We start from the raw sequence: 22396 nt of genomic DNA on the forward strand, positions 1-22396 counted from the left end.
TAAAGGGAATTATAATGTTTGACAACAGCAAGATAATTGATAAAGAGGCATTCTTTATCTACGAAAAATCAGATGGAAGCACTGAAGGCTATCATGTTGTTAATATCAGTGTCAGTGACCATCATTTGCAAGGCGTTGCGTTACCCAAAAAACAGTTCAGAACTTTCCGCATTGACAGAATACTGGGCATGTTCAGCAGCGAAAATGAATTGCTTTCTGTAGACGTGCCATCATTGCTCGATTCATCACAGCCAAGGTTGTCAAAATCTCGCCCGAAGCAATCTACAGCTAAAGCTGAAATTGCATTCACTGGATTTTCAAAATCTGATAGAGATCGGTTAGAAACCCAAGCTGAAAGCGCTGGCCTAACTATTAAGAAAGACGTGACTAAACGGCTCTCTTACCTCTGTTGCGGTCCCAATGCAGGCCCGTCTAAAACAGCAAAAGCACGGGATGCTGGCGCTCTCGCATTAACCGAGCAACAGTTCATAGACCTCATTACTACTGGTGAGCTCCCAGAGGTAGGCGAATATGATCTCATTATGGGCTCTACAGGTAATGAGCCAAGTAATGACATAGACTATATTCGTGACACATTTACAACATGGCGCACTTTGCCAAGGCGGCAATGCCTCATCGCTCGCTTCATTGACGGCTATGCAGCTGGATGGCGTTTTTGTGTCCATGAGGCTCACCGACCATCTTTAGATATTAAGTTGACAGCTATATCTACCTCTAACTCAGACAAACCTAAAGAAAAGATCTCGAAGAGTGTTTGGACTCAAGGCCACGCTTTTAACTTTATCGGTGGTGAGCTGATTTGCAGTCACATCTCAGGCCATCGAGGCCCATGGTCTGAATTTGTAAAAATGACAAATGAACGAGTGCTGTCGGTTAAGTTTTCAACCCCTGCAGGGTATGACACTGTTGATCGCATAGAGGGTGAATTTACCGGGGTTCTGCGTAGGAATAATGCAAGCTCTGCTCAGGGTGAACGAGCACAAGACCGAATCCCTTTGGCTATCAATTCTCAAACCTATGATGAGGGGACTGTAACGGTCGCTGTATCTCAGCCAGATGGTGAGCGCTTGGTCGAGATTGAGCGCATAACCCTTACTCAAGTTGAGTTTGTCGCGCTTCTCCAAAATGGAAGCTTCACGCGAGCAATATCACTACCAGATGGCTCATCCTCGATCGAGATTTACAACCCATTTGAGCGAGATGGCTTACATGAGCAGGCTCATCAACTTGAAACAGTATGACCGTCCGTAAACTCGATGACGACAAGCCTAAGCTCTGGCTTGTCGAGGTCTACCCCCAAGGCCGTGACGGCCCCCGCAAGCGCAAGCGCTTCGCCACCAAGGGCGAAGCCTTGGCGTGGGAAAAACACATGCTGGCCCAGCCCTGGCAACAGCCAGAGGCGAGCAATGTGGATGAACGGCGGCTGAGCGACCTGGTGGCACTCTGGTATGGTCGCCACGGCCAGACCCTGACCGATGGCGACCGCCGTCGTGACAAGCTGGTCTGGCTGGCGGAGGCGTTGGGCAACCCACTGGCGACCGAGTTCACGGCCCAGCAGTTTGCGGCCTATCGCGAACGACGATTGGCAGGCGAGCTTTATGTGCCCGGTCAGCGTAAACAGGTCTCCCCGACCACCATCAACCGCGAACTGCTCTACCTGCAGGCCGTGTTCAATGAACTTGGCCGCCTGGGTGAGTGGGCTCATGGCAACCCGCTGGAAGTGCTGCGCCAGTACAAGGTGCAAGAATCCGAGCTGGCGTTCCTCAACCAGGATGAAATCGAACAGCTTCTGGCAGCGTGCGTAGGGCTGAACGACTTGTGGCTGATCGTGATGCTGTGCCTCTCGACCGGGGCGCGTTGGTCTGAGATAGAAAAGCTGACCCGCTCACAGGTTGGCATCGGGCGGCTTACTTTCACCCGCACCAAGGGCAAGAAGAACCGCACCGTGCCGGTGGCCGGCTGGCTGTTGGCATTGCTGCCCAAGCGCACCGGCAGGCTGTTCGGCGACTGCTATGCCGAGTTCGAGAAGGCAATACGGCGGGCCGAGATTGAATTGCCTGCCGGACAGAGCACCCACGTACTGCGCCACACCTTCGCCAGCCACTTCATGATGGGCGGCGGCAACATCCTGGTGCTGCAGCGCATCCTCGGCCATACCGACATCAAGATGACCATGCGCTATGCCCACTTCGCCCCGGACCACCTCGAAGACGCGGTCAAACTCAACCCGATCACCGCGATGAAAAATGGCGGCAAAGTGGCGGCAGCGCTCACCAGCGACACCCAATAACCCCCACCCATCCCCAAGCAAACCCGCGAAAACACGGCAACTCATTGATTCACAACGGATGGCGATGGTTTCAAAATCCGCCGGTGAATAACCGTGTCGGTTCGAGTCCGACCCCGGGCACCATCAAATTCATGACAAAAGGCCATCAGCAATGATGGCCTTTTGTTTTTTCGTACTCCGCGTTAGTTCCGTGCTGCCAGCACCATGGTGAGTTATCCCGTTATCCCCACCTTTCGTATCTCCTGCATCGCTCATCGAATAGCCGATAAATAGCGACATTTACCCGCAATATCCCGTCACTTTATCTTTTTTCACAACTATCAGCCCAGCAGGGCAAACAGCAGGGTGCCAAGTGTGCCGACCAGCGTCATCAGGACGAGGATCCCGGGCTTGCCATGGAGCTTGGTCCACATAAACAGGCTGGTGAGGGCGAGCAGCAGCAGAGCCAGTGCGGCCAGATCGCCAAACAGCTGCCAGCCGAGGCCGGTGCCCATGCCCCGATGCAGCCGGTTGAGGCTGGCGGCAAAGTTGGCCTGCTGCAATTCGGTGCGCACCAGCAGGGTACCTTCCACATAGCTGGCGGTGACGCTTTGGGTGAGGGTGACCGCGCGCATCTCCCAGCGGGCGGGCAGGGTGAGCGAGCCGGTCGAGGTGGGCAGGGTCTGGGCCGGCGTGATCATGGCACGCCCTTCATCAAAGCCATCCGGATAACGCTGGCGCAGCAGGGCTTGCAACGCCTCCGGGCTGGTCAGCGGCGCGTCCAGTACGATCTCTTCGCTCGACTTCTCGGTATGAGGGCCCGGAATGGGCAGGACGGCCCTGTGTTGCAACCAGAGGCCGGTGAGACCGTAGAGCAGCATCAGGGTGAGGGTGAAAAAGCCGGCCCAGGCATGCAGGCGGCGCATCCATTTGTTGTTATGAAGGGGAAGTCGGTGTCGTTTCATGGTGTGGCGCGTCATAAAAAACTGGCCAGCGTACGCCGGCCAGCGGGTCTGGGTGATGGGATCAGAAGCGATAACTGCCGGTAAGGTGCAGCTGGCGCGGCGTGCCCGGCATGATCTGGCTGGCACTGGTGGCGCTGACGAAGTAGTTGTGGTCGGTCAGGTTCTCGGCGCTCAGCTGGGCTTCCCACTGTTGCCAGCGATAGCCAACGCGGGCATCGAAGCGGGCATAGCCGGGCAGGGTGGTGGTATTGGCGTTGTCGGCGAAGCGATCACCCACGGCCGTCACCCCGGTTTCGCCGAACCAGCCCAGCTTGCCGCTTTGATAGCCGACAAACAGCTGGCCATTTTGGCGTGAGACGTTGCTCGGGCGCTTGCCTTGCAGATCCGCGTCTGCCTTGACTTGTTCGGCATCCTGGATGGCGACGCCGCCGCGCAGATAGAGCTCGTCCGTCAGGCGGGCATGGGCGCTCAGTTCGACACCTTCGGTGCGCTGCAGACCGGTGAGGATCACCCTGGTGGGATCCAGCGGATCCTTGCTGCGCTTGTTGTACATCTCCAGCCGGTAGAGGGAGAGGGTGGTTGCCAGGCGGCCATTCAGCCAGTCGCTCTTCACGCCACCCTCATAGAGGCGGGTGTTCTGGGGATCCAGGTTGTTGTTCTGGTCTCCCGGCGTCAGCCCAATCAGTTCGCCACCCACAGGGGTGAAGGTCTTGCTGTAGGAGGCGTAGAAGGCGTGCTCCTCGAGAGGATTCCATACCAGTCCCAAGCGCGGGCTCAGGCTGGTGACCGAGCGGGTCTCTTCCTTGTTGAGGTCGTTGCGGCGGCTGGTGACGGTAAAGTCGTCACGGCGCAGGCCACCGACCAGATGCCAGTCGCCCAGGGTGAGTTGATCCTGCAGATAGAGGCCGACTCCGCGCACCTTGTGGTTGGCATCGCTGGCGAGCTTCATGGCGCCGTCATGGCGGGGCAGGGCCGATGGATGGTAGAGGCTGCCCGCCGGGATGGGGGTCGCATTCTGGTAGAGCTTGGGGGTGCGTTCCTGCCAACTCTGCTCCAGGCCGACCAGCAGACGATGGCCGACGGGACCAGTCTGCAGCTGGCCTTCCGCTTCGGTGTTGCTGATGAGGCTCCTGGCCTGCAGATCTTGCTGCCAGCGGGCGCGGGTCACCTTGTCCCCTTTCACACTGGTGACATAGGTGTTGTCAAACTGGCTGTCGAGGGTGCTGTAGCCGAGTTGCTGGCGCAGCTGCCACTGCTCGTTGATATCCCAGGTGAGGCGGGAGCGGGTGGATTGCGCCACGTCGTCGATGAAGTCGCGGCTGGTGTCGCTGTAGACGAACTCCCGCGGCACATCGGCCGGATGGCCGTTGACGCCGGGGATGCCGCGATCCGGGGTGCGATCATGCTCGTTGCGCTCGTACTGCACCAGCCAGTTCAGGTTGTCGCTGATCTCCCAGTTGACGGAGGGGGCCAGCAGGGTGGGTAATCCCCCCATTTTTTGGAGCACTCAAAAGTAGAGGTCATGCGGCCTGTGCCAAGCGCTGTTTCGGCGTGTAGCCGCCCAGCGCCATATTGGGCCGCTCATGGTTATAAACCCACAGCCAGTTCGTGGCAAATTCCTGTAACTCATTCAGTGACTCAAACAGGTAATGGCCCAACCAGTCGTAACGCACAGTGCGGTTAAATCGCTCTATGTAGGCATTCTGCTGCGGGTTGCCTGGCTGGATATACCTCAGCGCAATCCTCTTCTGCTGCGCCCATTGCTTGAGCTCTTCGCTGATGTATTCCGGACCATTATCACAGCGGATTGCGGCTGGTTTGCCCCGCCACTCGATAACCTGCTCCAGCACCCGTTTGACTCGCGAGGCAGGCAAGGAAAAATCCACCTCGATGCACAGTGCTTCGCGATTGAAGTCATCGATCACATTAAACAACCGCACCGAACGACCATCGCTGAGCTGGTCATGCATAAAGTCCATCGACCAACAGTGATTCGGTTGGTCAGGGACTGCCAACGGCTCCGGCTTGGCCCGCACTAGCCGCTTCTTGGGTTTTATCCGCAGATTGAGCTCTAGCGCCCGATAGATCCGGTAGACCCGCTTGTGGTTCCAGCCAAAGCCTTTGACGTTACGCAGGTACAGGAAGCACAGTCCGAAACCCCAGTTGCGCTGGTTGGCGGTGAGGCGCAGCAGCCAGTCGGCAATTTCCTGGTTTTCATCAGCCAGCACGGGCTGATAACGGTAGCAACCCTCGCTCACCTTGAACACCTGGCAAGCCAGACGGATAGAAATGGCGTAATGAGCCACAGCCTTGGTCGCCATCTCCCTGCGGGCAGATGGCGTCACCACTTTTTTGCCATCGCCTCGGAGATGATCTCAGCCTTTAGGCGCTCCTCGGCATACATCTTCTTAAGGCGACGATTTTCCTCTTCCAGCTCTTTGAGGCGCGCCATGAGAGAGGCATCCATGCCACCGAATTTGGAGCGCCACTTGTAGAAGGTGGCGGAGCTGATGCCATGCTCACGGCAGAGCTCAGGGACGGGTGAACCAGACTCGGCCTGCTTGAGGATGGCGATGATCTGTGCATCGCTAAAGCGTGATGTTTTCATGTAGAACCTCCTGCGTTCAAGATACGAGAAAATTCTACTTATGAGCACCTCAGTTTTTCGGGGGGATTACCGGTGCGTTTGCCCTCCACACCATCGCGGAAGCTGTCGGTATCTTCCTGGGCCAAGTTGAGGCGCAGCTGCACCCGCTCGCTCGCTTCTCCGTTGAGGTCAGCTGCCAGACGCTGGCTGTCAAAGCTGCCCACCCTGGCGGTGACGCTGGATGCCTGTCCCTTCTGCGGCGTCTTGCTGACCCGGTTGATGATGCCCCCCGTGCTGCCACGGCCGTAGAGCACGGCCGCCGGCCCCTTGAGGACCTCTACCCGCTCTATGTTGCCGAGATCCCGGGTGTACTGCATGTCATCGCGAAAACCGTCGAGATAGAAGTCGTTGCTGGCACTGAAGCCACGGATATTGACGCTGTCGAAGCGGGTGTCGCCGCTGGCGTTGACCCCGGGAATGCCGCTCAGGGCCTCGCTCAGGGTGGGCTGGCCAAAGGCGGTCAGCTCGCTGGCCGAGACGCTGTCGATGGTCTGGGGGACCAGCTTGGCCGGGGTATTGGTGCGGGTGGCGGTGGCTACCTCTTGATGCTGGGTGCGTTTGCCTACCACTGTCAGGGTTTCATCGGCGGCCTGAGCCTGAAACGCAGAGCCAAACAGAGCCAGCGAAACCAGGGTTCTGCGAAAATGAGGGTGCTGCATGTTCAATGTTGATTCTCTAAATGTCGACCGAACGGCCTGAACTTGTTGATTTAGTTGTAATTAATTTTGACCCACATAAATGGGATCGCAATGATATTGATTTTCATTTGTGTGGCAAGTGAATTTGGGGAGATAGCGGGGGCGTTCGACGAAGGGCGAGATGAGTGGATAAAAAGGAAAGGTGCATCCAGCCCCTGCGCAGGAGGCCGGATGCCGAGGGTCAACGGATATGCAGCAAGCGGGCGATGAATACGTTGCTGGATAACAGTCCATAGGCCAGCAGAGAAGCGCCGAGCAGCAGCGGCACCTTGGTGATCTCCCACAGGAGGGACGCCTCCTGCGGGCCGAATACGAACAGCCACACCACCAGGATCATGTGCAGGCAATAGAGCCCGAGCACCTTGGGGGCCTGGCGTTCCAGCCAGCTGCCACGTCCCCAATCCGGGTTGGCCAGCAGCAGGCCAAACAGACCGAGAGCCCAGGGCACGGAACCGAGCAGAAAATCGTGGCGAGTGAGCGGTACCTGCGCCAGCTGATTGAGGGCGATAGCCTCCAGCGCATAGAGCCCCAGCCCCATGACCAACAGTCGGCGGCTCATCCGGGTCGTGGGTTGCCAGGCTCGCGCGCGCAGCCAGGCCCCCAGAGCGACGAACAGCAGGGAGAAGAAGGGGCCGTTGCGGGTCAGGATGGGCCACTCGGCCCCCAGCAAGGGCTTGGCATAGGAACCGCCCAGCAGCGCCAGCAGATAGAGCAGGGCGCCTAAATAGAGTGCCAGCGCCGGTTTGCCCAGCCACTGGCACAGCGCCAGAATGCCCACGGCCAACACCAGGGCGGGCAGGAACCAGAGGTGGATCATGCCGCCGACCAGCCAGTCGTTGAGGGGATCGCCGAGCTGGAATTGCCACTGCCCACGCAGGGACGCCAGATAGCCCTGATTGACGGCCTCCACGGGATTGAACGGCAGCAGCAGATAGAGGAGGCTCCAGGCCAGCCAGAGCAGCAGCAGGGGGCGGCAGTAGCGCCAGGCCACGCTCAGCGGTGCGGCGCCAGTCAGCTTGGGTTGCAGGAAATAACCGGCGCAGAGGAAGAACAGAGGCACGGCGAAGCGGCACAGCTGATTGATGAGCGCGCTGAGCCAGGAATAGGGAGCGCTCCCCCACAAGTCGGGGTTGAACGGATGGGCGAAGGGAGAGACATGGATGGTCATCACGGCCAGGATGGCCAGCACCCGCCCGCACTCGATACTGGATATTCGCATGTTTGCTCGGCATCACAGGGTTGTGCCGGTACGCTAAAAGAGCCTATCCATATTTTCAACCAGTTGATTTTACTAGTGTGAATCCCGTTGTTGAGTCGTTACGTTTTGTAACCTGAAGGGGGCTGGTGTCCCCCGTGATAAGACCCGGATCCCGTCAGGGGGGCGAGCGTCAGGCATAAAAAAGCGAGGCATTCGCCTCGCTTCCTGATGTCGTCATGGGGATCTTATTGGTTGCTCAACATGGCATTGCTGTTGGAAGCCAGCGTGGTGCGGCCCGAGGTCTCCAGCCAGGTCCTGATCCGCTTGGCATCGGCAACCCGATCGTTGGTGGTTTCAGCATTGAGCAACACCATGATCACGGGTTCATGATTGACCCTGGTCCCCAGCACCAGGCAGCGGCCCGCCTCGCGGATATACCCGGTCTTGGAGAGGGTGAATTCCCACTGCCCCTCGCGGATCAGTCGGTTGGAATTGAGGTAGTGCAGCTGGCGCTTGTTGGTACGTACATAGCTCTGATCGTCGGTGGAGTATTGGCGGATCAGTGGATAGGCGGAGGCGGCGACGGCCAGCTTGGCGAGATCCTGGGCGGTGGAGACGTTACGCGGATTGAGGCCTGTGCTGTCGGCGTAGCGGGTGTTCCACATCCCCAGCATGCGGGCCTTGGCATTCATCGCCTCGATAAAGGCGCGCTGCCCTCCCGGATAGTGGCGGGCGAGGGCCGAAGCGGCGCGGTTCTCCGACGACATCAGGGCGATGTGCAGCATTTCGGCCCGGCTGAGGCGAGTGCCGATGGCCAGTCGTGAGCCCGTGCCCTTGATGCGGTCTATATCGGCATTGGTGACCGTCAGCGTCTCGTTGAGCCGCTGGTTCGCATCCAGCACCACCAAGGCGGTCATCAGCTTGGTGAGGGAGGCGATGGGCATGACCCGGTTGCCATTGCGCTCGGAGATCACCTCGCCGGTTCTGTGATTGGCCACCACGAAGGCGGCCGAGCTGAGGTTGGGAATGTCCCGTCGTTCGAGAAAGCCGCCGCTACCGTGACCGCTGGCGGAAAAAGGGTTGGCATGGGCACTGTCCATAGTGGCCGGCAGCATCGCTGCGCCAAGCAACAGGGGGAGGAGGGAACGCATCATCATGATCTGCTCTACCGGACGAAATTCAGGGATAACTCGCTAAGTTATATGTCGCGAATTGACGCTTCACAATGCTTCTTGCCTTGATCCTGACAATTTACTGCTTTAAGCCGTCCGTTCAGGGTTTGGGCGGATTTTAGTGAGTCTTTTTTTGGCGGAAATGATGCGAAAAAGGGACCTCATGATGCTCTTGCGGTCACTGGCGGTATTGCTGAAAAGGAAGAGTTTTTGGCAAGGATCCGGATAGAGGGACGAGAGGGAGCTGAGATAAATGCCGCGCAATAAAAAAGCGCGATGGCAGGCCATCGCGCTTGATGCCGGGAGGCTCGATCAGAAGTCGTAGCGGGCCGCCAGCTGGAAGTCATCCTGGTTGGCGGTCGCCTTGTTGGCCACGCTGTCCAGGTTGTTGATGCGGTACTCGCCGATCACCCGCAGGTTCTTGTTGAACTTGTACTGGGCGCCCAGGGTGTAGTAGTCCACGTTGTCCTTCTTGGTGCCGGCCTTGTCCTGCTCCTGCTTGTTCCACAGGGCCATCAGACCGAAGCCGTTTTCGAAGTTGTAGCCCAGTGCGGCTTCCCAGCCGGTGTGGTCGGTGCCGGTGGCCAGAAAGTCGCTGCCATCGGCATAGCTCAGGGCGGCATAGGCGGCCTTGTTGTCGAATTTGGCGGAGATCAGCCACAGCTTGGCATCCTCTTCGCCGCTCTTGTCACGCAGGCCGACGTTGTAGGCGGTACCCAGCGACAGATTGAACGGGAAGGTGTAGGCCAGGGCAGCGCCATAGGCGGCATCGCTATCCTTGCTGGTGGTCTCTTCGGTGTCACCGCCATCGAACTTGTAGCTGGTATCGATCTGGAAGCCGTTGAACAGACCGGAGTATTTCAGCACCGAGCCGGCCCGGTTGGTGGCGAAGGTATCGGTCTTGGCGCCCAGCGCATCGTTGCCATAGCCATCGGAGAGGGAGACGTCAGTCCAGTCGGCCAGGAAGCCTGGTGCCCCCTTCTGGCGACCGAAGGTGACGCTGCCCCAGTCAGCCCCCACCCCGGCAAAGGCCAGACGGGTGCGCAGGTTGTCCGAGTTTTCGCTGATGGTCTTCTCGCTGTCGTTGATATACATCTGCACTTCGTACTGGGCCAGCGCCTTCAGACCCGTGTTGATCTGGGTCTCGGCCTTGGCGCCGAAGCGCACGAACTGGTTGGCGCCCTGCTTGGCACTGTAATCCTTGGTGCCGTTCGGGTTGGCGGCGTCGACACCTTCCTTCTTGTCCCCGAAGAAGTGGCCGGCATAGATGCGGCCATACAGATCCACCATGGTGGTGTCGTTTTTGTACACTTCAACGGCTTGAGCCTGGAACGCGGCGGTCAGCGCCATGGCCACTACAGTCAGCTTTTTCATCTTAATCCCTTGTGTTGCAAGCTTTTGTTTTAAAGACGGGGCCATGCTAGGGAGGCGGCGTGACAGCGAGGTGACGAAGAGATGAAGAGGCGGTGTCAGTTTGATGTCATCTGGATGAATCACCCCCTTTTCGTGGCGTAGACGCCACTTTTATGCGCAAAGGTTTGCCCTTGTGGTAGAATGCCGCCCGTTTTTCGAGCTCCATAGGTTGGATATGCGATGAGACGTGAACTGGCAATCGAGTTTTCCCGAGTGACGGAAGCGGCTGCACTGGCTGGCTACAAGTGGCTCGGACGTGGTGACAAGAATATCGCTGACGGGGCGGCCGTTGCGGCCATGCGCCACATTCTCAACCAGATCGAGATCGATGGTGAGATTGTGATCGGCGAAGGCGAGATCGATGAAGCGCCCATGCTCTACATCGGCGAGAAGGTGGGCACGGGTCACGGTGACGCGGTGGACATCGCGGTCGACCCCATCGAGGGCACCCGCATGACCGCCATGGGGCAGGCCAATGCGCTGGCGGTGCTGGCGGTCGGTGACAAGGGATCCTTCCTCAAGGCCCCCGACATGTACATGGAAAAGCTGATCGTCGGGCCCAAGGCCAAGGGGGTGATCGATCTGGATCAGGCTCTCGAGCTGAACCTGAAAGCGGTCGCCAAGGCGCTGGGCAAGCCGCTCTCCCGCCTGACCGTCATTACCCTGGCCAAGCCGCGTCACGACAAGGCCATCAAGGAGATGCAGGGTCTGGGCGTGCGGGTGTTCGCCATCCCTGATGGCGACGTGGCCGCCTCCATCCTCACCTGCCTGCCGGATAGCGAAGTCGACATGCTGTACGGCATCGGCGGTGCGCCGGAAGGGGTGATCTCCGCGGCGGTGATCCGTGCCCTGGATGGTGACATGCAGGCTCGCCTGGTGCCCCGTCACCGGGTCAAGGGCGACAGCCCGGACGTGCGCGAGCTGGGCGAGCAGGAGATTGCCCGCTGCGAAGCCCTGGGCATCGATGTGAACAAGGTGCTCAAGCTGGAAGACATGGCGAAGAATGACAACGTCATCTTCTCCGCCACCGGCATCACCAAGGGGGATCTGCTGGAAGGCATCACCAGCGACGGCATCATGGCGACCACCGAGACCCTGCTGATCCGCGGCAAGTCCCGTACCATCCGTCGTATCAAGTCGATCCACTATCTGGAGCGTAAAGACAGCGTGGTGCGTGACATCATTCTGTGATGCCGATGCATTGAGCCGACTGGTTTGCTGCAAGCCCGATCGTCGAGCGGTCGGGCTTTTTCATGTCTGCCCGCTACTTTTGTCGATCGGCTTGGGCTATGGTGGCGGCACGGACCAGTTGGCATGGTGCTGGGTTAACGGCCACGGGAGGTGGTGATATGGAGTGTCGTGCCGGTTGCGCTGCCTGTTGCATCGCCCCCAGCATCAGCAGCGCGATTCCGGGCATGCCTGACGGCAAGCCGGCCGGGGTGCCTTGCGTGCAGCTCGACGAGCATCTGGGTTGCAAGATCTTCGAGTCGCCGGAGCGCCCTGCCGTGTGCGGTGGCTTTCGCCCGATGGCGGATGTGTGCGGCAGCCACAGGGCCGAGGCCATCTGGCTGATCGGCGAGCTGGAGCGGCTGACGAGCTGAGTTCTGAACAGAGTCGCAGATAAAAAAGAGGCCGCATCATGCGGCCTCTTGCGTTGCTCTTTGCCGATCAGATCCCGGCCAGTGCCAAGGCCTGACGGTAGTACTCGTTGGCCTTGTTGGTGAGGCGACGCTTGTCCATCAGCTGACCCAGGGCATGGTAGGCGGCAGCGCTCGGAGCCCGGGCCACCTCCTGCTCCAGCAGCTTCTGGGCCTCGTCCAGTTGGCCGGACAGCAGGTAGAGCTGGGCCAGCGCGGTGTCGACCTCGGGCTGGCCCTGCATTTTCTGCAGTTGCGCCAGCAGCGGCTGGTAGTTGTCGAGCTTGAGCCTGGGCAGTCGAGCCAGCAGCTGTGGCATGGCCTGTTTACGCAGTGCCTCCTGCCACAGGGTGGCTGCCTCGCCATCGGCACCCAGCTGGCACAGCATGTCGCCGTAGCGCACCAGCAGCTCGGGCTCCAGGCGCAGTTTGCGGGGCAGCTCCTGCCAGGTCGCCTTCAGGGTATCGAGGGACTCGGCGGCTTGCTGCAGGCGGCCACTCCAGGCCTGTTGCAGCAGATCTTCTTCCTGCTTGGGCGTCAGTTTGCCGACCTTGTGCAGTACCGGGATCAGATCGCATAGAGCGCTCCAGTCCTGGCGCGCCTGGTGTACCTGACGCAGCTGATCCAGCACCATGGGGTGGCGCGGGTTGAGGGCATAGACGGACTCCAGGGTCGCCAGCGCGGTGTCGTACTGGCCCTGTTCGATCTGCAGCTGGGTCTGGGTCAGAGTCAGTGCCAGCTCGGCCTTGGGGTTCTCCTCCTGAGCCTTTTGCAGATACTGGTCGCGGCGGGCATCGTCACCCCTGGCCTGGGCCGCCTTGGCGGCGCTCAGGTAGTTGAGCAGCGGGGTGTCGCTGTTGCTGGCGCCCTTGATGAGCAACTTCTCGGCCTGGCTGTATTGGCCTTCGGCCATCGCCAGAGTGGCGGCCACCGTCTGTTGGTTGGCCTTGCGACGACGACGGGAGCCATACCAGCCCAGAGTCTTGCGGCGCAGACCGAATACCCGGCCCAGGATCCACTCCAGCAGCAGCAGGGCGCCGTAGAAGAGGATCGCCAGGATCACCGCGCTGGTGACGGAGGATTCGATGGTGTAGTTGCCAAGGGCAATCAGCACATAGCCCTTGTTACCCGAGGCTTCCGGACCAAACATCAGCCCTGCGACCATCACGGCAACCAGAATGATTATACGGATCATGGTGCCCTCCTCAGTTGCTGGCCAGAATGCGTTGCAGACGCTCGGTCAGCACCTGTTCCAGCATGGCCTGGGTCTTGAACTGATCCGGATAGTCGAACTGGATCTGTTCACCCTTGAGCTTGTCGATCTCGCCCAGCATGTAATGGGTGGCGCTGTTTTCGGTGTCGAAATACTGGTTCAGCCAGCGCTGGGCCTTGTCCAGGCTGTCTTCATAGAGTGCCTGCTGCTCGCGGTAAACGGCGAGCTGGGCCTGCAGCAGCTTGGTCTTGAGGTTTTCCCGCAGGAAGATCTCCTGTTGCGGGGAGAGCAGAGCCTCCACGGCACCATCGCGACGGCGGATAGTGATGAAATTCTCGGTGAACTTGACCCAGTTCTTCTTCAGGTTGCTTTCCCACTCGTCCGGATTGGTGCTGACCGCCTGATCCGGTTCGGCTTTCGCCTCCGGCATGCTGACGGTGGAGAGGGGCAGCAGCTCGATCTGATCGGAGAGAGCGGCCAGCTTGAGGGTCAGCCCCTCGCGGTCGATGCGCGGCATCCCCTTGAGCTTGGCGATGTCTTCGGCCAGCGCCTTGCGGATCGGCATCAGGCTGGGATCGTTGAGGGCGGCGATGCGCTCGTCGGCGTTGCCCAGCAGGGTGATGGCGGAGACGAGGTCATGCTCCAGCCACAGCTTGCGGCCGGCCATGCGCACCAGGTATTCCGATTCGGCCAGCATCCAGTCGTTGGGACGCTTGTCGTTGAGATCCAGCACCCGGTTCTGCAGCCCCTGCATTTCGCCCTGCAAGCGCTGCTGGGTCTGTTCAAGGGCGGTCAGCTGTTCGGCATCCTTGTTGCTGCTCTGGTCAATCTTGCTGATGGCACTGGCCAGCTGCTGCTTGAGCTGGGCCAGCTCGGCCTGCTGGGCGACCGCATTCTTGTGGCCGTGCAGATAGAGGCCGCCGGTCAGGCCAAGCGCCAGCAGGATGGCAATACTACCCAGCACGGCACCGGAGCGGTTCTTGCTGCCATTGGCCACAGCGGCCGGCTGTGGGGTCACCTGGGATTCTTGTTGTTCTGTCATTCCATCTTCCTCAGTTCCAGTGCGGCCATCAGGGCCTGGTTGGATGCACCTTGGGCAATCGTGATATGGATGAAGCCCGCAGCACTGGCCATCTCGGCCACGCGGGGGCTGGGGACCACCAGATGGCGGTCAAAAAGCCAGGGGTGCTGACGTGCGGGAACCAGCGCCAGCAGCCGTTGCAACAATTCGCCACTGGTGATGAGCAGGCTGTCCAGCCCGGCTGCCTGCCAGTGGCGCGTCAATGTTTCCCCGTCAAAGTCGGGGTAATGCCGTTCATAGGTTGCACAATAGTGCACCAGAGCACCGCGTGAGGCCAGCGTGCTGGCAATGAGATCCCGCCCGCCATTGCCACGCAGGATCAGCACCCGCTTGCCGCTTACCTGCTGCAGGGCAGGGAGGGCCAGCAGCCCCTCGCTGCGGGGATCGTGCGGGCAACTTGCACTGATGCCCGCCTCGGCGAACGCATCCACACTGGCCTGGCCGACCGCAAAGTACTCAATATGTGGCCAGGTCAGACCAGTTTGCAACAAAAAATCGTGAGCAAAATGAACGGCATGAATGCTGACGGCGATAACGATGTCTGCCTGTGCCAGCAGTTCGGGCAGGCGAGGGAGGTCGCTACCCGCCACGGTTTCCAGCAGCGGGCAGCAGAGCGGTGCGTGACCGTGCTGGCGCAGCAACTGCTCCAGCTCGGTGGCCTGGGCGGCCGGGCGCACCACCAGCGGGATCATGTACGGTAGACCTCGGCCAGGATGACGTCGGCACCGGCAGCCAGCAGGCGCTGGGCCAACTGTTCACCCAGGGCTTCCCCGTCGCTCACGGCGCCATGGATCTCGTCGCGGATCACCCGGGTACCATCCGGGCTACCCACCAGGCCCCGCAGCCAAATTTGCTCTCCTTCCACCAGCGCATAGGCACCGATAGGCACCTGACAGCCCCCTTGCAGGGCGCGGTTCATGGCACGCTCGGTCAGCACCCGGGCGCGGGTCTCACTGTGCTCAAGCGGTGCCAGCAGGGCGTGCAGTTCGTGATCGTCGAGGCGGCACTCGATGCCGACCGCGCCCTGGCCATTGGCTGGCAGGCTCTGCTCCGGTTCGATGAAGGCGGTGATACGGTGATCCATCTCAAGCCGTTTCAAGCCGGCGGCGGCCAGGATGATGGCGTCGTATTCGCCGGCATCCAGCTTGGCGAGGCGGGTGTTGACGTTGCCGCGCAGGTCGCGGATCACCAGATCCGGGCGGGCGGCGCGCAACTGGCACTGGCGGCGCAGGCTGGAGGTACCGACCACAGCACCCTGCGGCAGCTCGTCGATGGCCTGAAAACGGTTGGAGACAAACGCATCGCGGGGATCTTCCCGCTCGCAGATGGTGTGCAGGCCGAGCCCCTCCGGGAACTCCACCGGCACGTCTTTCATGGAGTGGACGGCGATGTCGGCACGTCCTTCCAGCATGGCAGTCTCCAGCTCCTTGACGAACAACCCTTTGCCACCGACTTTGGCGAGCGGGGTATCCAGGATCTTGTCGCCCTGGGTGCTCATGGGGACCAGCTCGACCCTTAGCTCGGGATAGAGGGCTTCCAGCCGGTCTTTGACGAAGTTGGCCTGCCACAGGGCCAATGGGCTCTTGCGAGTGGCAATTTTCAGGGTTCGGGCTGCCATATCAATCAGTTGTTTTATCTTTATGAAGGAAATCGATATTACCACCCTTTGCCCGGGCTTTCATGGCGGAGCCGCCAAAAGCGGGGGCAAGCTCAAAAAGGACCGCTGAAAATGATTTTCATTAAGTTGGCTTCGCATGCTAACTATTTGAATGTTAAATAATTTATTGTTTTCTCCTGATACTGTTTAGCGACATCTAATAAATAATCCCGGGATTACATGCGGGCTTGTTTACCACTGCTGTTTGCATTGTTAACATGATCACACTTTTTTGACGTCTCCCCATTTTGGTGCGTCATTTCCCATCTCGATATAGGCAGGTCATTGCTGGCAAAACTCGATACGCTGGTGGCGCGTTATGACGAACTCAATCGTCTCAAGACGCAACGGGCGTTAGGTCTCATGAGTCGCTACGGACAGCAGGTCTTCCAGCTGTTACCCGTCATGCTGCACTTCAATCACCCCCTGCTGCCCGGTTATGTGGCGGGTGATGTGCCCCATGGCATCTGGAGTTTTACTGCCAACGAGGCCCAGCAAGCCTTCATCCAGGATCTCTGCCAAAACGCCAACTGCCAGAATGGCCTCGCCACCCATGACAAGTCGATCCAGGGGCTCTATTCCATGGGTAGTACCTCGTCCATCGGCCAGTGTTGTCACTCGGACCTCGATATCTGGGTCTGCCATGTGGCCGGCCTGTCGAGTGAGCGACTCGCTTTGCTGGAGCTCAAGTGTCAGCACCTGTCGAAATGGGCGGAGCAGCGGGGGGTCGATCTCAACTTCTTCCTGATCCCCGAAGACAAGTTCCGCCAGCGCAACGATGCCCAGGTGCAGGGGGAGAGTTGCGGTAGTGCCCAGCACCTGCTGCTGCTCGACGAGTTTTATCGCAGTGCCATGATGATCGCGGGCAAGCGGTTGCTCTGGTATCTGGTGCCTGCCGAATACGACGATCACTACGACGAGTACGTCAGCGGGCTGTTCGAGAGCGGTCAGCTCAATCAGGATGACTGGCTCGATTTGGGCAGTTTCAATCGGATTCCGGCCGAGGAGTACTTCGGCTCGGCCCTGTGGCAGCTCTACAAGGGGATCGATTCCCCCTACAAGGCGGTGCTCAAGTCGGTGCTGATGGAGGCCTACTCCCACGAGTACCCCAATACCCGACTGCTGTCGATGATCGGTCGCGACTGGTTCCAGCACAACGAGGGGATGCACTACCGGCTCGACAACTACTGCCTGATGCTGGACAAGGTGACCAACTACCTCAAGTCCATCGGCGACATGGCCCGTCTCGATCTGGTGCGCCGCTGCTTCTACCTCAAGGTGTGTGACGGCCTCAGTCATCCCAAGGATGAGCATTCGCCGGACTGGCGTCGCGAGCAGATGGCCCAGCTGGTGGCCTACTGGGGATGGAGTCACGAGAAGCTGTATCAGCTGGACCATCGCCATGAATGGAAGGTCGAAGAGGTCAAGATAGCCCACGCCGAGTTGCTGGAAGCCCTGATGCTGAGCTATCGCAACCTGATCCAGTTCGCCCGGCGCAACAACATCAGCGAGTCGATCAACCCGGAAGATATCGGCATCTTGTCGCGCAAGCTCTATGCCGCGTTCGAGAGCCTGCCGGGCAAAGTGCAGCGGGTGAACCTCAAGATAGCGCCGGATCTCAGCGAGCAGGATCTCAGCTTCGTGCAGGTGCCCCACGGCCGCCTCAATCGTGCCGGCTGGTACCTCTACAAACATTCGCTGGAGCCGGTGGACATCATCGGGAGGGCGCCGCTTGAGTTCAACAGCTACATCAGCAAGCTGGTGGCCTGGGCCTATTTCAACGATCTGCTGACGCCGCAATCCCGGGTGCACCTGTTCAATCAGGGCTCGGATCTGCACATCGACAATCTGCACCAGTTCTGTCGCGATCTCTCCGGCTGCTTCCCCGAGAAGTATCCGCTCGCCACCAATCTGGCCCTCAGTCGCCCCTGCGAGATCCGCCAGCTCTCCATTTTCCTGAACCTGGAAGTGGATCCCTCCAGTCACTGGGTGGGACAGGTGATCGAGTTCGACGCCAATACGGTGGATGTCTTCTCCTTTGGCCGCAATCAGGAGTGTCTGGTGGGCTCGGTGGATCTGGTCTATCGCAACTCCTGGAGCGAGATCCGTACCCTGCATTTCCAGGGCGACGAGGCTGTGGTGGACGCTCTCACCACCATTCTCGGCAAGATGCACCAAGATGCCGCTGCACCCGAGATGATCGAGGTGTTCTGCTACAGCCAGCATTTCCGCTCCCTTGTTCGCACCCGCTTCCAGAGTCTGGTGGCGGAGTGTATCGAGCTGCGCCTCGCCCGTGACAAGCAGCAACTGGTCAAGACCATGGCGCTGGGCAAGGAGAAGTACGGCATCTTCTTCGAGCGGCGCGGGGTGTCGGTCAAGAAGCTGGAAAACGCCATCGACTTCTACCGCCACATCTCCCACAACAAGCTGGATCACCTGCCGCTGCGGCTCGACAAGACCCACAGCCAGCATCTGCCAAGCATCGTCGATGCCTATGCCAGCGAAGGGTTGGTGCAATTTTTCTTCGATACCCGGGATGCGGGCACCAACATCTACATCCTGGATGAGGCGAACCGGGTGGAGGTGTACCAGCACTTTGCCGGCAACAAGGATGAGCTGGTGACCGGGGTCAACCGTTTCTATACCTCCAGCCACGAGCGCTTCAGCGACGATGGCCAGTTCATCAACTTCAACCTGCCCCAGTATTACGAGATAGTGCAGCAGGGTGGCGAGCTTGCTGTGATCCCCTATCGCAGCCAGGGAACGGGACGGGAACAGACCCCGCCGACCCGGGATGTGGGTTAATATGGGCGAGTGTCCCATCGCACGACACCAATAAAAACGGCCTGCTTGATGCAGGCCGTTTTTATTGGGATTGAGCTGACGTCAGGCACCGAGACGGGCCAGCAACCAGTGCCGGATGTCATCGAGCTGCGGTCGACAGATCTCGTGGCGCATGGGGTACTCGTGCCACTCGGGGGAGAGTCCCGCCGCCTCCAGCCGGTTCTTGGCATCCCAGCCCAGCGACAGGCTCACCACATCGTCATAGATGCCGTGCATGTAGCAGATGGGCAGGGTGCGGGCTGCCTCGCTCATCTCGCCAGCCAGTGTATCGGGCACCGCCAGATAGGTGGACATGCAGAGCAGGCCCGCCAGCGTCGCCGGATAGCGCAAGGCGGTGAAGGAGGCGATCACTCCGCCCTGGGAGAAGCCGGCCAGCACGATCCGCTCGGGAGCAAACCCCTCGGCCACCAGCCGGTCCAGCAGGCTGGCGATCTGGGCGGCGGATTCGCGCACATGTGACTCCACGGCCCGCTCAGCCGGATCCTCGAAGCTCCTGATGTCATACCAGCCGCGCATCTTGTACCCCATGTTGATGGTGATGGGGCGTTCGGGCGCATCGGGCAGCAGGTGACGTACCGGCAGATCGGCGGGCAGATCCAGGGCATCCACCAGCGGGGCGAGCCCGGCGCCGGAATCCCCCAGGCCGTGCAGCCAGATCACCGCATGACGGGCCCCCTCGGGGTGGAGATCGATCATGGCAGGTTGCGCCATCATGGGAACTGGACGGGTTCGCCCGCCTGGGCGCTGCAGGCCTGGCTCAGCAGGGCCTTGAGTTCGTGACCGAAGCGGTTGTCGATCCAGGTTTCACCCTGCAGCTCGAAGTGGAAGCCGTTCTCGCGGGTGGCCACCCAGATCTGGTGCAGCGGCTCCTGCTTGTTGATGATGACCTTGGTCTTGTTCTCGAACGACAGGGTCAAGACGCCCCCGTTGCGTTCGCAGTCGATATCCGGATACCCCTCGTCGAGCGTGTCTTCCACATACTGGAAAAAGGCGTCGGTCAGGGCGTGATACTCGTGATCCTTCATCGGTTTATCCTGTTGCTTTTAACAATGTGAGTGCGATTATAGAGGGCCAAAAATTTTTTCGCAGCGAACCATTATGATTACCCAGTTCACCAAGTGTCTGCTTGCCACTCTTCTCTCTCTCGGGTTGGCCGCCTGCGGTCTGAAAGGGCCGCTCTACATGCCGCCCCCCGAGCAGCCCCAGAGCCAGAGTACACCGCAAACGGCACCGCCTGCGACCTCAGAGGCTGCCACCGAGGCCGCACCGCACTAAATTCAGGAAGGAACCGCCCCTTGGATCACTTTAACTACGACGCCGACGGCCAGCTTCAGGCCGAACAAACCTCGCTGCAACACCTTGCCGAGCAGTACGGCACTCCGCTTTACGTATACTCCCGCGCGACCCTCGAGCGTCACTGGCATGCCTTCGACAAGGCGGCCGGCGATATTCCCCACCTGATCTGCTATGCGGTCAAGGCCAACTCCAACCTGGCGCTGCTCAACCTGCTGGCCCGCCTGGGCTCAGGGTTTGACATCGTCTCCGGCGGCGAGCTGTCGCGGGTGCTGGCGGCGGGGGGCGATCCGGCCAAGGTGGTCTTCTCCGGGGTGGCCAAGAGCGAAGCCGAAATGCGCCTCGCGCTGGATAAAGAGATCCTCTGTTTCAATCTGGAATCGGAAGCCGAGCTGGAGCGTCTGAACCGGGTGGCGGGCAGCATGGGCAAGAAGGCCCGGGTGTCGGTGCGGGTCAATCCGGATATCGATGCCGGCACTCATCCCTATATCTCCACCGGCCTCAAGCAGAACAAGTTCGGCATTCCCATCGAACAGGCCCCCGCCATTTACCGCAAGGCGGCGGCCATGGCCAACATCGAGATCGTCGGGGTGGATTGCCATATCGGCTCCCAGCTCACCGAGCTCAATCCCTTTATGGAGGCCGCGGACAAGCTGCTGAGGCTGATCGACGAGCTGGCGGCAGACGGTATCCGCATCCATCACCTGGACGTTGGGGGCGGCCTTGGGGTCAACTATGGTGCCGAGCAGCCACCTCATCCCACCGAGTATGCAGAGGCGCTCAAGCAGAAGCTGGCCGGTCGCGACCTGACCCTGCTGTTCGAGCCGGGCCGTGCCATCGTGGCCAATGCCGGCGTGCTGCTGACCCGGGTCGAGTACCTCAAGCCGGGGGAGACCCGCAATTTCGCCCTGATCGATGCAGGCATGAATGACATGCTGCGCCCGTCCCTCTACGGCGCCTGGATGAACATCATCGAGGTGGACAGTCGCGCCGGTCATGCCCCCGCGCTGTACGACGTGGTGGGCCCGGTGTGCGAGACTGGCGACTTTCTCGGCAAGGAGCGTACCCTGGCGATCGCCGAGGGCTCCCTGCTGGCGGTGCGTTCGGCCGGTGCCTATGGCTTTACCATGTCATCCAACTACAACACCCGTCCCCGTGCGGCCGAGGTGCTGGTGGATGGCACCCAATCGTTCCTCATCAGGGAGCGTGAACAGTTGGCCGATCTCTGGCGTGGTGAGCACCTGGTGCCCTGACGCCGTGCCCTGAACAGAAGAGCGTGACTCAGCTCGCGCTCTTCGGGATGCCGGGGCTTTGGATAACGACTTCACTGTGTTTGTCGAGCTTGGGTTCGGTGAGCATTTACGCCCTAACGGCACAGGAATGCACGATGTTGATAGATTTTTCCAAGATGCATGGCTTGGGTAACGACTTCATGGTGGTGGACGGCGTCACCCAGAAGGTGTTTTTCAGCAATGACGTCATCAAGAAGCTGGCGGATCGCCACTTCGGGATCGGCTTTGACCAGTTGCTGCTGGTGGAGCCACCCTATGACCCTGAACTCGACTTTCACTATCGCATCTTCAATGCCGATGGCAGCGAGGTGGAGCAGTGTGGCAACGGTGCCCGCTGTTTTGCCCGTTTCGTGCGTCTCAAGGGATTGATCAACCGGGATCGCATCGCGGTGAGTACGGCCCGTGGCCGCATCGTGCTGCAACTGGAGGGGGAGAACCAGGTCACGGTCAACATGGGGGTACCCCAGTTCGAGCCGGGCAAGATCCCGTTTCGCGCCCAGAAGGCGGAGAAGACCTATCTGCTGCGGGCACAGGAACACACAGTGATGTGCGGCGCCGTCTCCATGGGCAACCCTCATTGCGTCATCGAGGTACCCTCGGTGGCCGATGCGCCGGTGACGACTCTGGGAGCCATCATGGAGCGGCACGAGCGTTTCCCCGAGCGGGTCAACGTCGGCTTCATGGAGATGGTCAACGCCACCGAGATCAAGCTGCGGGTATTCGAGCGTGGCGTGGGGGAGACCCTCGCCTGCGGCACCGGCGCCTGTGCGGCGGCGGTGATTGGCATGAGCCAGGGCAAGCTCAAGGAGAGGGTCACCGTTACCCTGCCGGGGGGCAAGCTGACCATCGCCTGGAAGGGGCCGGGTCAGCCTGTCTATATGACGGGGCCAGCCGAGCATGTGTTTGACGGTCAGATAGAGGTGTAGGCAGTTGCCAGTTTCTGGCAGATGCGGTTGGGATGTGGGGGCTATGTCCCCCTTTGCCCATGATATCGGG

Annotated in this window: 19 protein-coding genes and 2 pseudogenes; 8 read left to right on the top strand and 13 right to left on the bottom strand. The window is 60.0% G+C overall.

Annotated elements, in window-relative coordinates; all coding sequences use genetic code 11:
* Window positions 1–14: 14 nt before the first annotated feature.
* Both I6L37_RS05970 and I6L37_RS05975 read left to right on the top strand, forming a co-directional pair.
* Entirely contained in the window at window positions 15–1262 is a 1248-nt protein-coding gene (locus tag I6L37_RS05970; RefSeq protein WP_127904543.1) for a BRCT domain-containing protein, read from the top strand.
* Window positions 1259–2311 carry a site-specific integrase gene (locus tag I6L37_RS05975; RefSeq protein WP_216993527.1) on the top strand — a complete coding sequence of 351 codons (1053 nt, stop codon included), beginning with the start codon at window positions 1259–1261 and terminating at the stop codon, window positions 2309–2311. The genes I6L37_RS05970 and I6L37_RS05975 overlap by 4 nt, the downstream gene beginning before the upstream one ends.
* 320 nt (window positions 2312–2631) lie before the next feature.
* Here the strand turns inward: I6L37_RS05975 and I6L37_RS05980 are convergent, their stop codons facing one another.
* The 7 genes and pseudogenes from I6L37_RS05980 to I6L37_RS06010 all read right to left on the bottom strand — a co-directional run bounded on the left by I6L37_RS05980 (window position 2632) and on the right by I6L37_RS06010 (window position 10344).
* Complete coding sequence (locus I6L37_RS05980) at window positions 2632–3270, bottom strand: PepSY-associated TM helix domain-containing protein (protein WP_327786562.1); 639 nt, start codon at window positions 3268–3270, stop codon at window positions 2632–2634.
* A gap of 46 nt (window positions 3271–3316) precedes the next feature.
* Window positions 3317–4735: pseudogene (locus tag I6L37_RS05985) on the bottom strand (TonB-dependent receptor); the annotation flags it as partial.
* A 40-nt stretch (window positions 4736–4775) separates the two neighbouring features.
* A protein-coding gene (locus I6L37_RS05990; protein WP_088821966.1) for an IS3-like element ISAs22 family transposase occupies window positions 4776–5863 on the bottom strand; the annotation gives its coding sequence in 2 pieces (ribosomal slippage) (window positions 4776–5611 and window positions 5611–5863; 1089 coding nt in all).
* Between the two features lie 71 nt (window positions 5864–5934).
* Window positions 5935–6561, bottom strand: a pseudogene (locus I6L37_RS05995) (TonB-dependent receptor plug domain-containing protein); the annotation flags it as partial.
* 220 nt (window positions 6562–6781) lie between these two features.
* Window positions 6782–7819, bottom strand: coding sequence for an acyltransferase family protein (locus I6L37_RS06000; protein ID WP_042070920.1), 1038 nt, complete (start codon window positions 7817–7819; stop codon window positions 6782–6784).
* A gap of 224 nt (window positions 7820–8043) precedes the next feature.
* Window positions 8044–8955, bottom strand: coding sequence for a D-alanyl-D-alanine endopeptidase (pbpG, locus tag I6L37_RS06005; RefSeq protein WP_042070919.1), 912 nt, complete (start codon window positions 8953–8955; stop codon window positions 8044–8046).
* 327 nt (window positions 8956–9282) lie between these two features.
* The gene (locus I6L37_RS06010) at window positions 9283–10344 is read right to left on the bottom strand and encodes a porin (protein ID WP_026457184.1); all 1062 of its coding nucleotides are present in this window, start codon (window positions 10342–10344) and stop codon (window positions 9283–9285) included.
* 219 nt (window positions 10345–10563) lie between these two features.
* Here I6L37_RS06010 and glpX point away from each other — a divergent pair, with 219 nt between their 5' ends.
* Both glpX and I6L37_RS06020 read left to right on the top strand, forming a co-directional pair.
* Window positions 10564–11574 carry a class II fructose-bisphosphatase gene (glpX, locus tag I6L37_RS06015; protein ID WP_026457183.1) on the top strand — a complete coding sequence of 337 codons (1011 nt, stop codon included), beginning with the start codon at window positions 10564–10566 and terminating at the stop codon, window positions 11572–11574.
* Between the two features lie 158 nt (window positions 11575–11732).
* A complete protein-coding gene (locus tag I6L37_RS06020; protein WP_042025019.1) occupies window positions 11733–11984 on the top strand; it encodes a YkgJ family cysteine cluster protein in 252 nt (83 codons plus the stop codon).
* A 67-nt stretch (window positions 11985–12051) separates the two neighbouring features.
* Here I6L37_RS06020 and I6L37_RS06025 read toward each other — a convergent pair whose 3' ends face one another.
* The 4 genes from I6L37_RS06025 to hemC are packed head-to-tail and all read right to left on the bottom strand — an operon-like array spanning window position 12052 to window position 15932.
* The gene (locus I6L37_RS06025) at window positions 12052–13215 is read right to left on the bottom strand and encodes a heme biosynthesis HemY N-terminal domain-containing protein (RefSeq protein WP_216993528.1); all 1164 of its coding nucleotides are present in this window, start codon (window positions 13213–13215) and stop codon (window positions 12052–12054) included.
* Window positions 13216–13225: 10 nt separating this feature from the next.
* Complete coding sequence (locus tag I6L37_RS06030; RefSeq protein ID WP_216993529.1) at window positions 13226–14275, bottom strand: uroporphyrinogen-III C-methyltransferase; 1050 nt, start codon at window positions 14273–14275, stop codon at window positions 13226–13228.
* Window positions 14272–15006: a uroporphyrinogen-III synthase gene (locus I6L37_RS06035; RefSeq protein WP_216993530.1), complete on the bottom strand. Its 735-nt coding sequence runs from the start codon at window positions 15004–15006 to the stop codon at window positions 14272–14274. The genes I6L37_RS06030 and I6L37_RS06035 overlap by 4 nt, the downstream gene beginning before the upstream one ends.
* Window positions 15003–15932, bottom strand: coding sequence for a hydroxymethylbilane synthase (gene hemC, locus I6L37_RS06040; protein ID WP_216993531.1), 930 nt, complete (start codon window positions 15930–15932; stop codon window positions 15003–15005). Before hemC ends, I6L37_RS06035 begins: the two co-directional genes overlap by 4 nt.
* Before the next feature lie 324 nt (window positions 15933–16256).
* On the opposite strand from hemC, the gene I6L37_RS06045 reads away from it, so the two are divergent.
* Window positions 16257–18776, top strand: coding sequence for a class I adenylate cyclase (locus tag I6L37_RS06045; protein ID WP_216993532.1), 2520 nt, complete (start codon window positions 16257–16259; stop codon window positions 18774–18776).
* An 81-nt stretch (window positions 18777–18857) separates the two neighbouring features.
* Here I6L37_RS06045 and I6L37_RS06050 read toward each other — a convergent pair whose 3' ends face one another.
* On the bottom strand, window positions 18858–19511 hold the full coding sequence (locus I6L37_RS06050) for an alpha/beta hydrolase (RefSeq protein ID WP_216993533.1): 654 nt from the start codon (window positions 19509–19511) through the stop codon (window positions 18858–18860).
* A gap of 14 nt (window positions 19512–19525) precedes the next feature.
* Window positions 19526–19840, bottom strand: a complete 315-nt coding sequence (gene cyaY, locus I6L37_RS06055) for an iron donor protein CyaY (RefSeq protein WP_026457068.1) — start codon at window positions 19838–19840, stop codon at window positions 19526–19528.
* A gap of 73 nt (window positions 19841–19913) precedes the next feature.
* Between cyaY and I6L37_RS06060 the strand changes: the two genes are divergently transcribed.
* The 3 genes from I6L37_RS06060 (at window position 19914) to dapF (ending at window position 22326) form a co-directional block, all read left to right on the top strand.
* The gene (locus I6L37_RS06060) at window positions 19914–20090 is read left to right on the top strand and encodes a lipoprotein (protein ID WP_082791909.1); all 177 of its coding nucleotides are present in this window, start codon (window positions 19914–19916) and stop codon (window positions 20088–20090) included.
* Window positions 20091–20110: 20 nt separating this feature from the next.
* A complete protein-coding gene (lysA, locus tag I6L37_RS06065; RefSeq protein WP_216993534.1) occupies window positions 20111–21361 on the top strand; it encodes a diaminopimelate decarboxylase in 1251 nt (416 codons plus the stop codon).
* Between the two features lie 134 nt (window positions 21362–21495).
* Window positions 21496–22326 carry a diaminopimelate epimerase gene (gene dapF / locus I6L37_RS06070; protein ID WP_216993535.1) on the top strand — a complete coding sequence of 277 codons (831 nt, stop codon included), beginning with the start codon at window positions 21496–21498 and terminating at the stop codon, window positions 22324–22326.
* Window positions 22327–22396 lie beyond the last annotated feature (70 nt).

This window comes from Aeromonas sp. FDAARGOS 1407, from assembly GCF_019048725.1.
Classification (GTDB): domain Bacteria; phylum Pseudomonadota; class Gammaproteobacteria; order Enterobacterales; family Aeromonadaceae; genus Aeromonas; species Aeromonas enteropelogenes.

Bases quoted from the DNA above. Each gene is read 5' to 3' on its own strand.
- I6L37_RS05970 (WP_127904543.1), top strand. From the start codon at position 15: ATGTTTGACAACAGCAAGATAATTGATAAAGAGGCATTCTTTATCTAC.
- I6L37_RS05975 (WP_216993527.1), top strand. From the start codon at position 1,259: ATGACCGTCCGTAAACTCGATGACGACAAGCCTAAGCTCTGGCTTGTC.
- I6L37_RS05980 (WP_327786562.1), bottom strand. From the start codon at position 3,270: ATGACGCGCCACACCATGAAACGACACCGACTTCCCCTTCATAACAAC.
- I6L37_RS06000 (WP_042070920.1), bottom strand. From the start codon at position 7,819: ATGCGAATATCCAGTATCGAGTGCGGGCGGGTGCTGGCCATCCTGGCC.
- pbpG (WP_042070919.1), bottom strand. From the start codon at position 8,955: ATGATGATGCGTTCCCTCCTCCCCCTGTTGCTTGGCGCAGCGATGCTG.
- I6L37_RS06010 (WP_026457184.1), bottom strand. From the start codon at position 10,344: ATGAAAAAGCTGACTGTAGTGGCCATGGCGCTGACCGCCGCGTTCCAG.
- glpX (WP_026457183.1), top strand. From the start codon at position 10,564: ATGAGACGTGAACTGGCAATCGAGTTTTCCCGAGTGACGGAAGCGGCT.
- I6L37_RS06020 (WP_042025019.1), top strand. From the start codon at position 11,733: ATGGAGTGTCGTGCCGGTTGCGCTGCCTGTTGCATCGCCCCCAGCATC.
- I6L37_RS06025 (WP_216993528.1), bottom strand. From the start codon at position 13,215: ATGATCCGTATAATCATTCTGGTTGCCGTGATGGTCGCAGGGCTGATG.
- I6L37_RS06030 (WP_216993529.1), bottom strand. From the start codon at position 14,275: ATGACAGAACAACAAGAATCCCAGGTGACCCCACAGCCGGCCGCTGTG.
- I6L37_RS06035 (WP_216993530.1), bottom strand. From the start codon at position 15,006: ATGATCCCGCTGGTGGTGCGCCCGGCCGCCCAGGCCACCGAGCTGGAG.
- hemC (WP_216993531.1), bottom strand. From the start codon at position 15,932: ATGGCAGCCCGAACCCTGAAAATTGCCACTCGCAAGAGCCCATTGGCC.
- I6L37_RS06050 (WP_216993533.1), bottom strand. From the start codon at position 19,511: ATGATCGATCTCCACCCCGAGGGGGCCCGTCATGCGGTGATCTGGCTG.
- cyaY (WP_026457068.1), bottom strand. From the start codon at position 19,840: ATGAAGGATCACGAGTATCACGCCCTGACCGACGCCTTTTTCCAGTAT.
- I6L37_RS06060 (WP_082791909.1), top strand. From the start codon at position 19,914: ATGATTACCCAGTTCACCAAGTGTCTGCTTGCCACTCTTCTCTCTCTC.
- dapF (WP_216993535.1), top strand. From the start codon at position 21,496: ATGTTGATAGATTTTTCCAAGATGCATGGCTTGGGTAACGACTTCATG.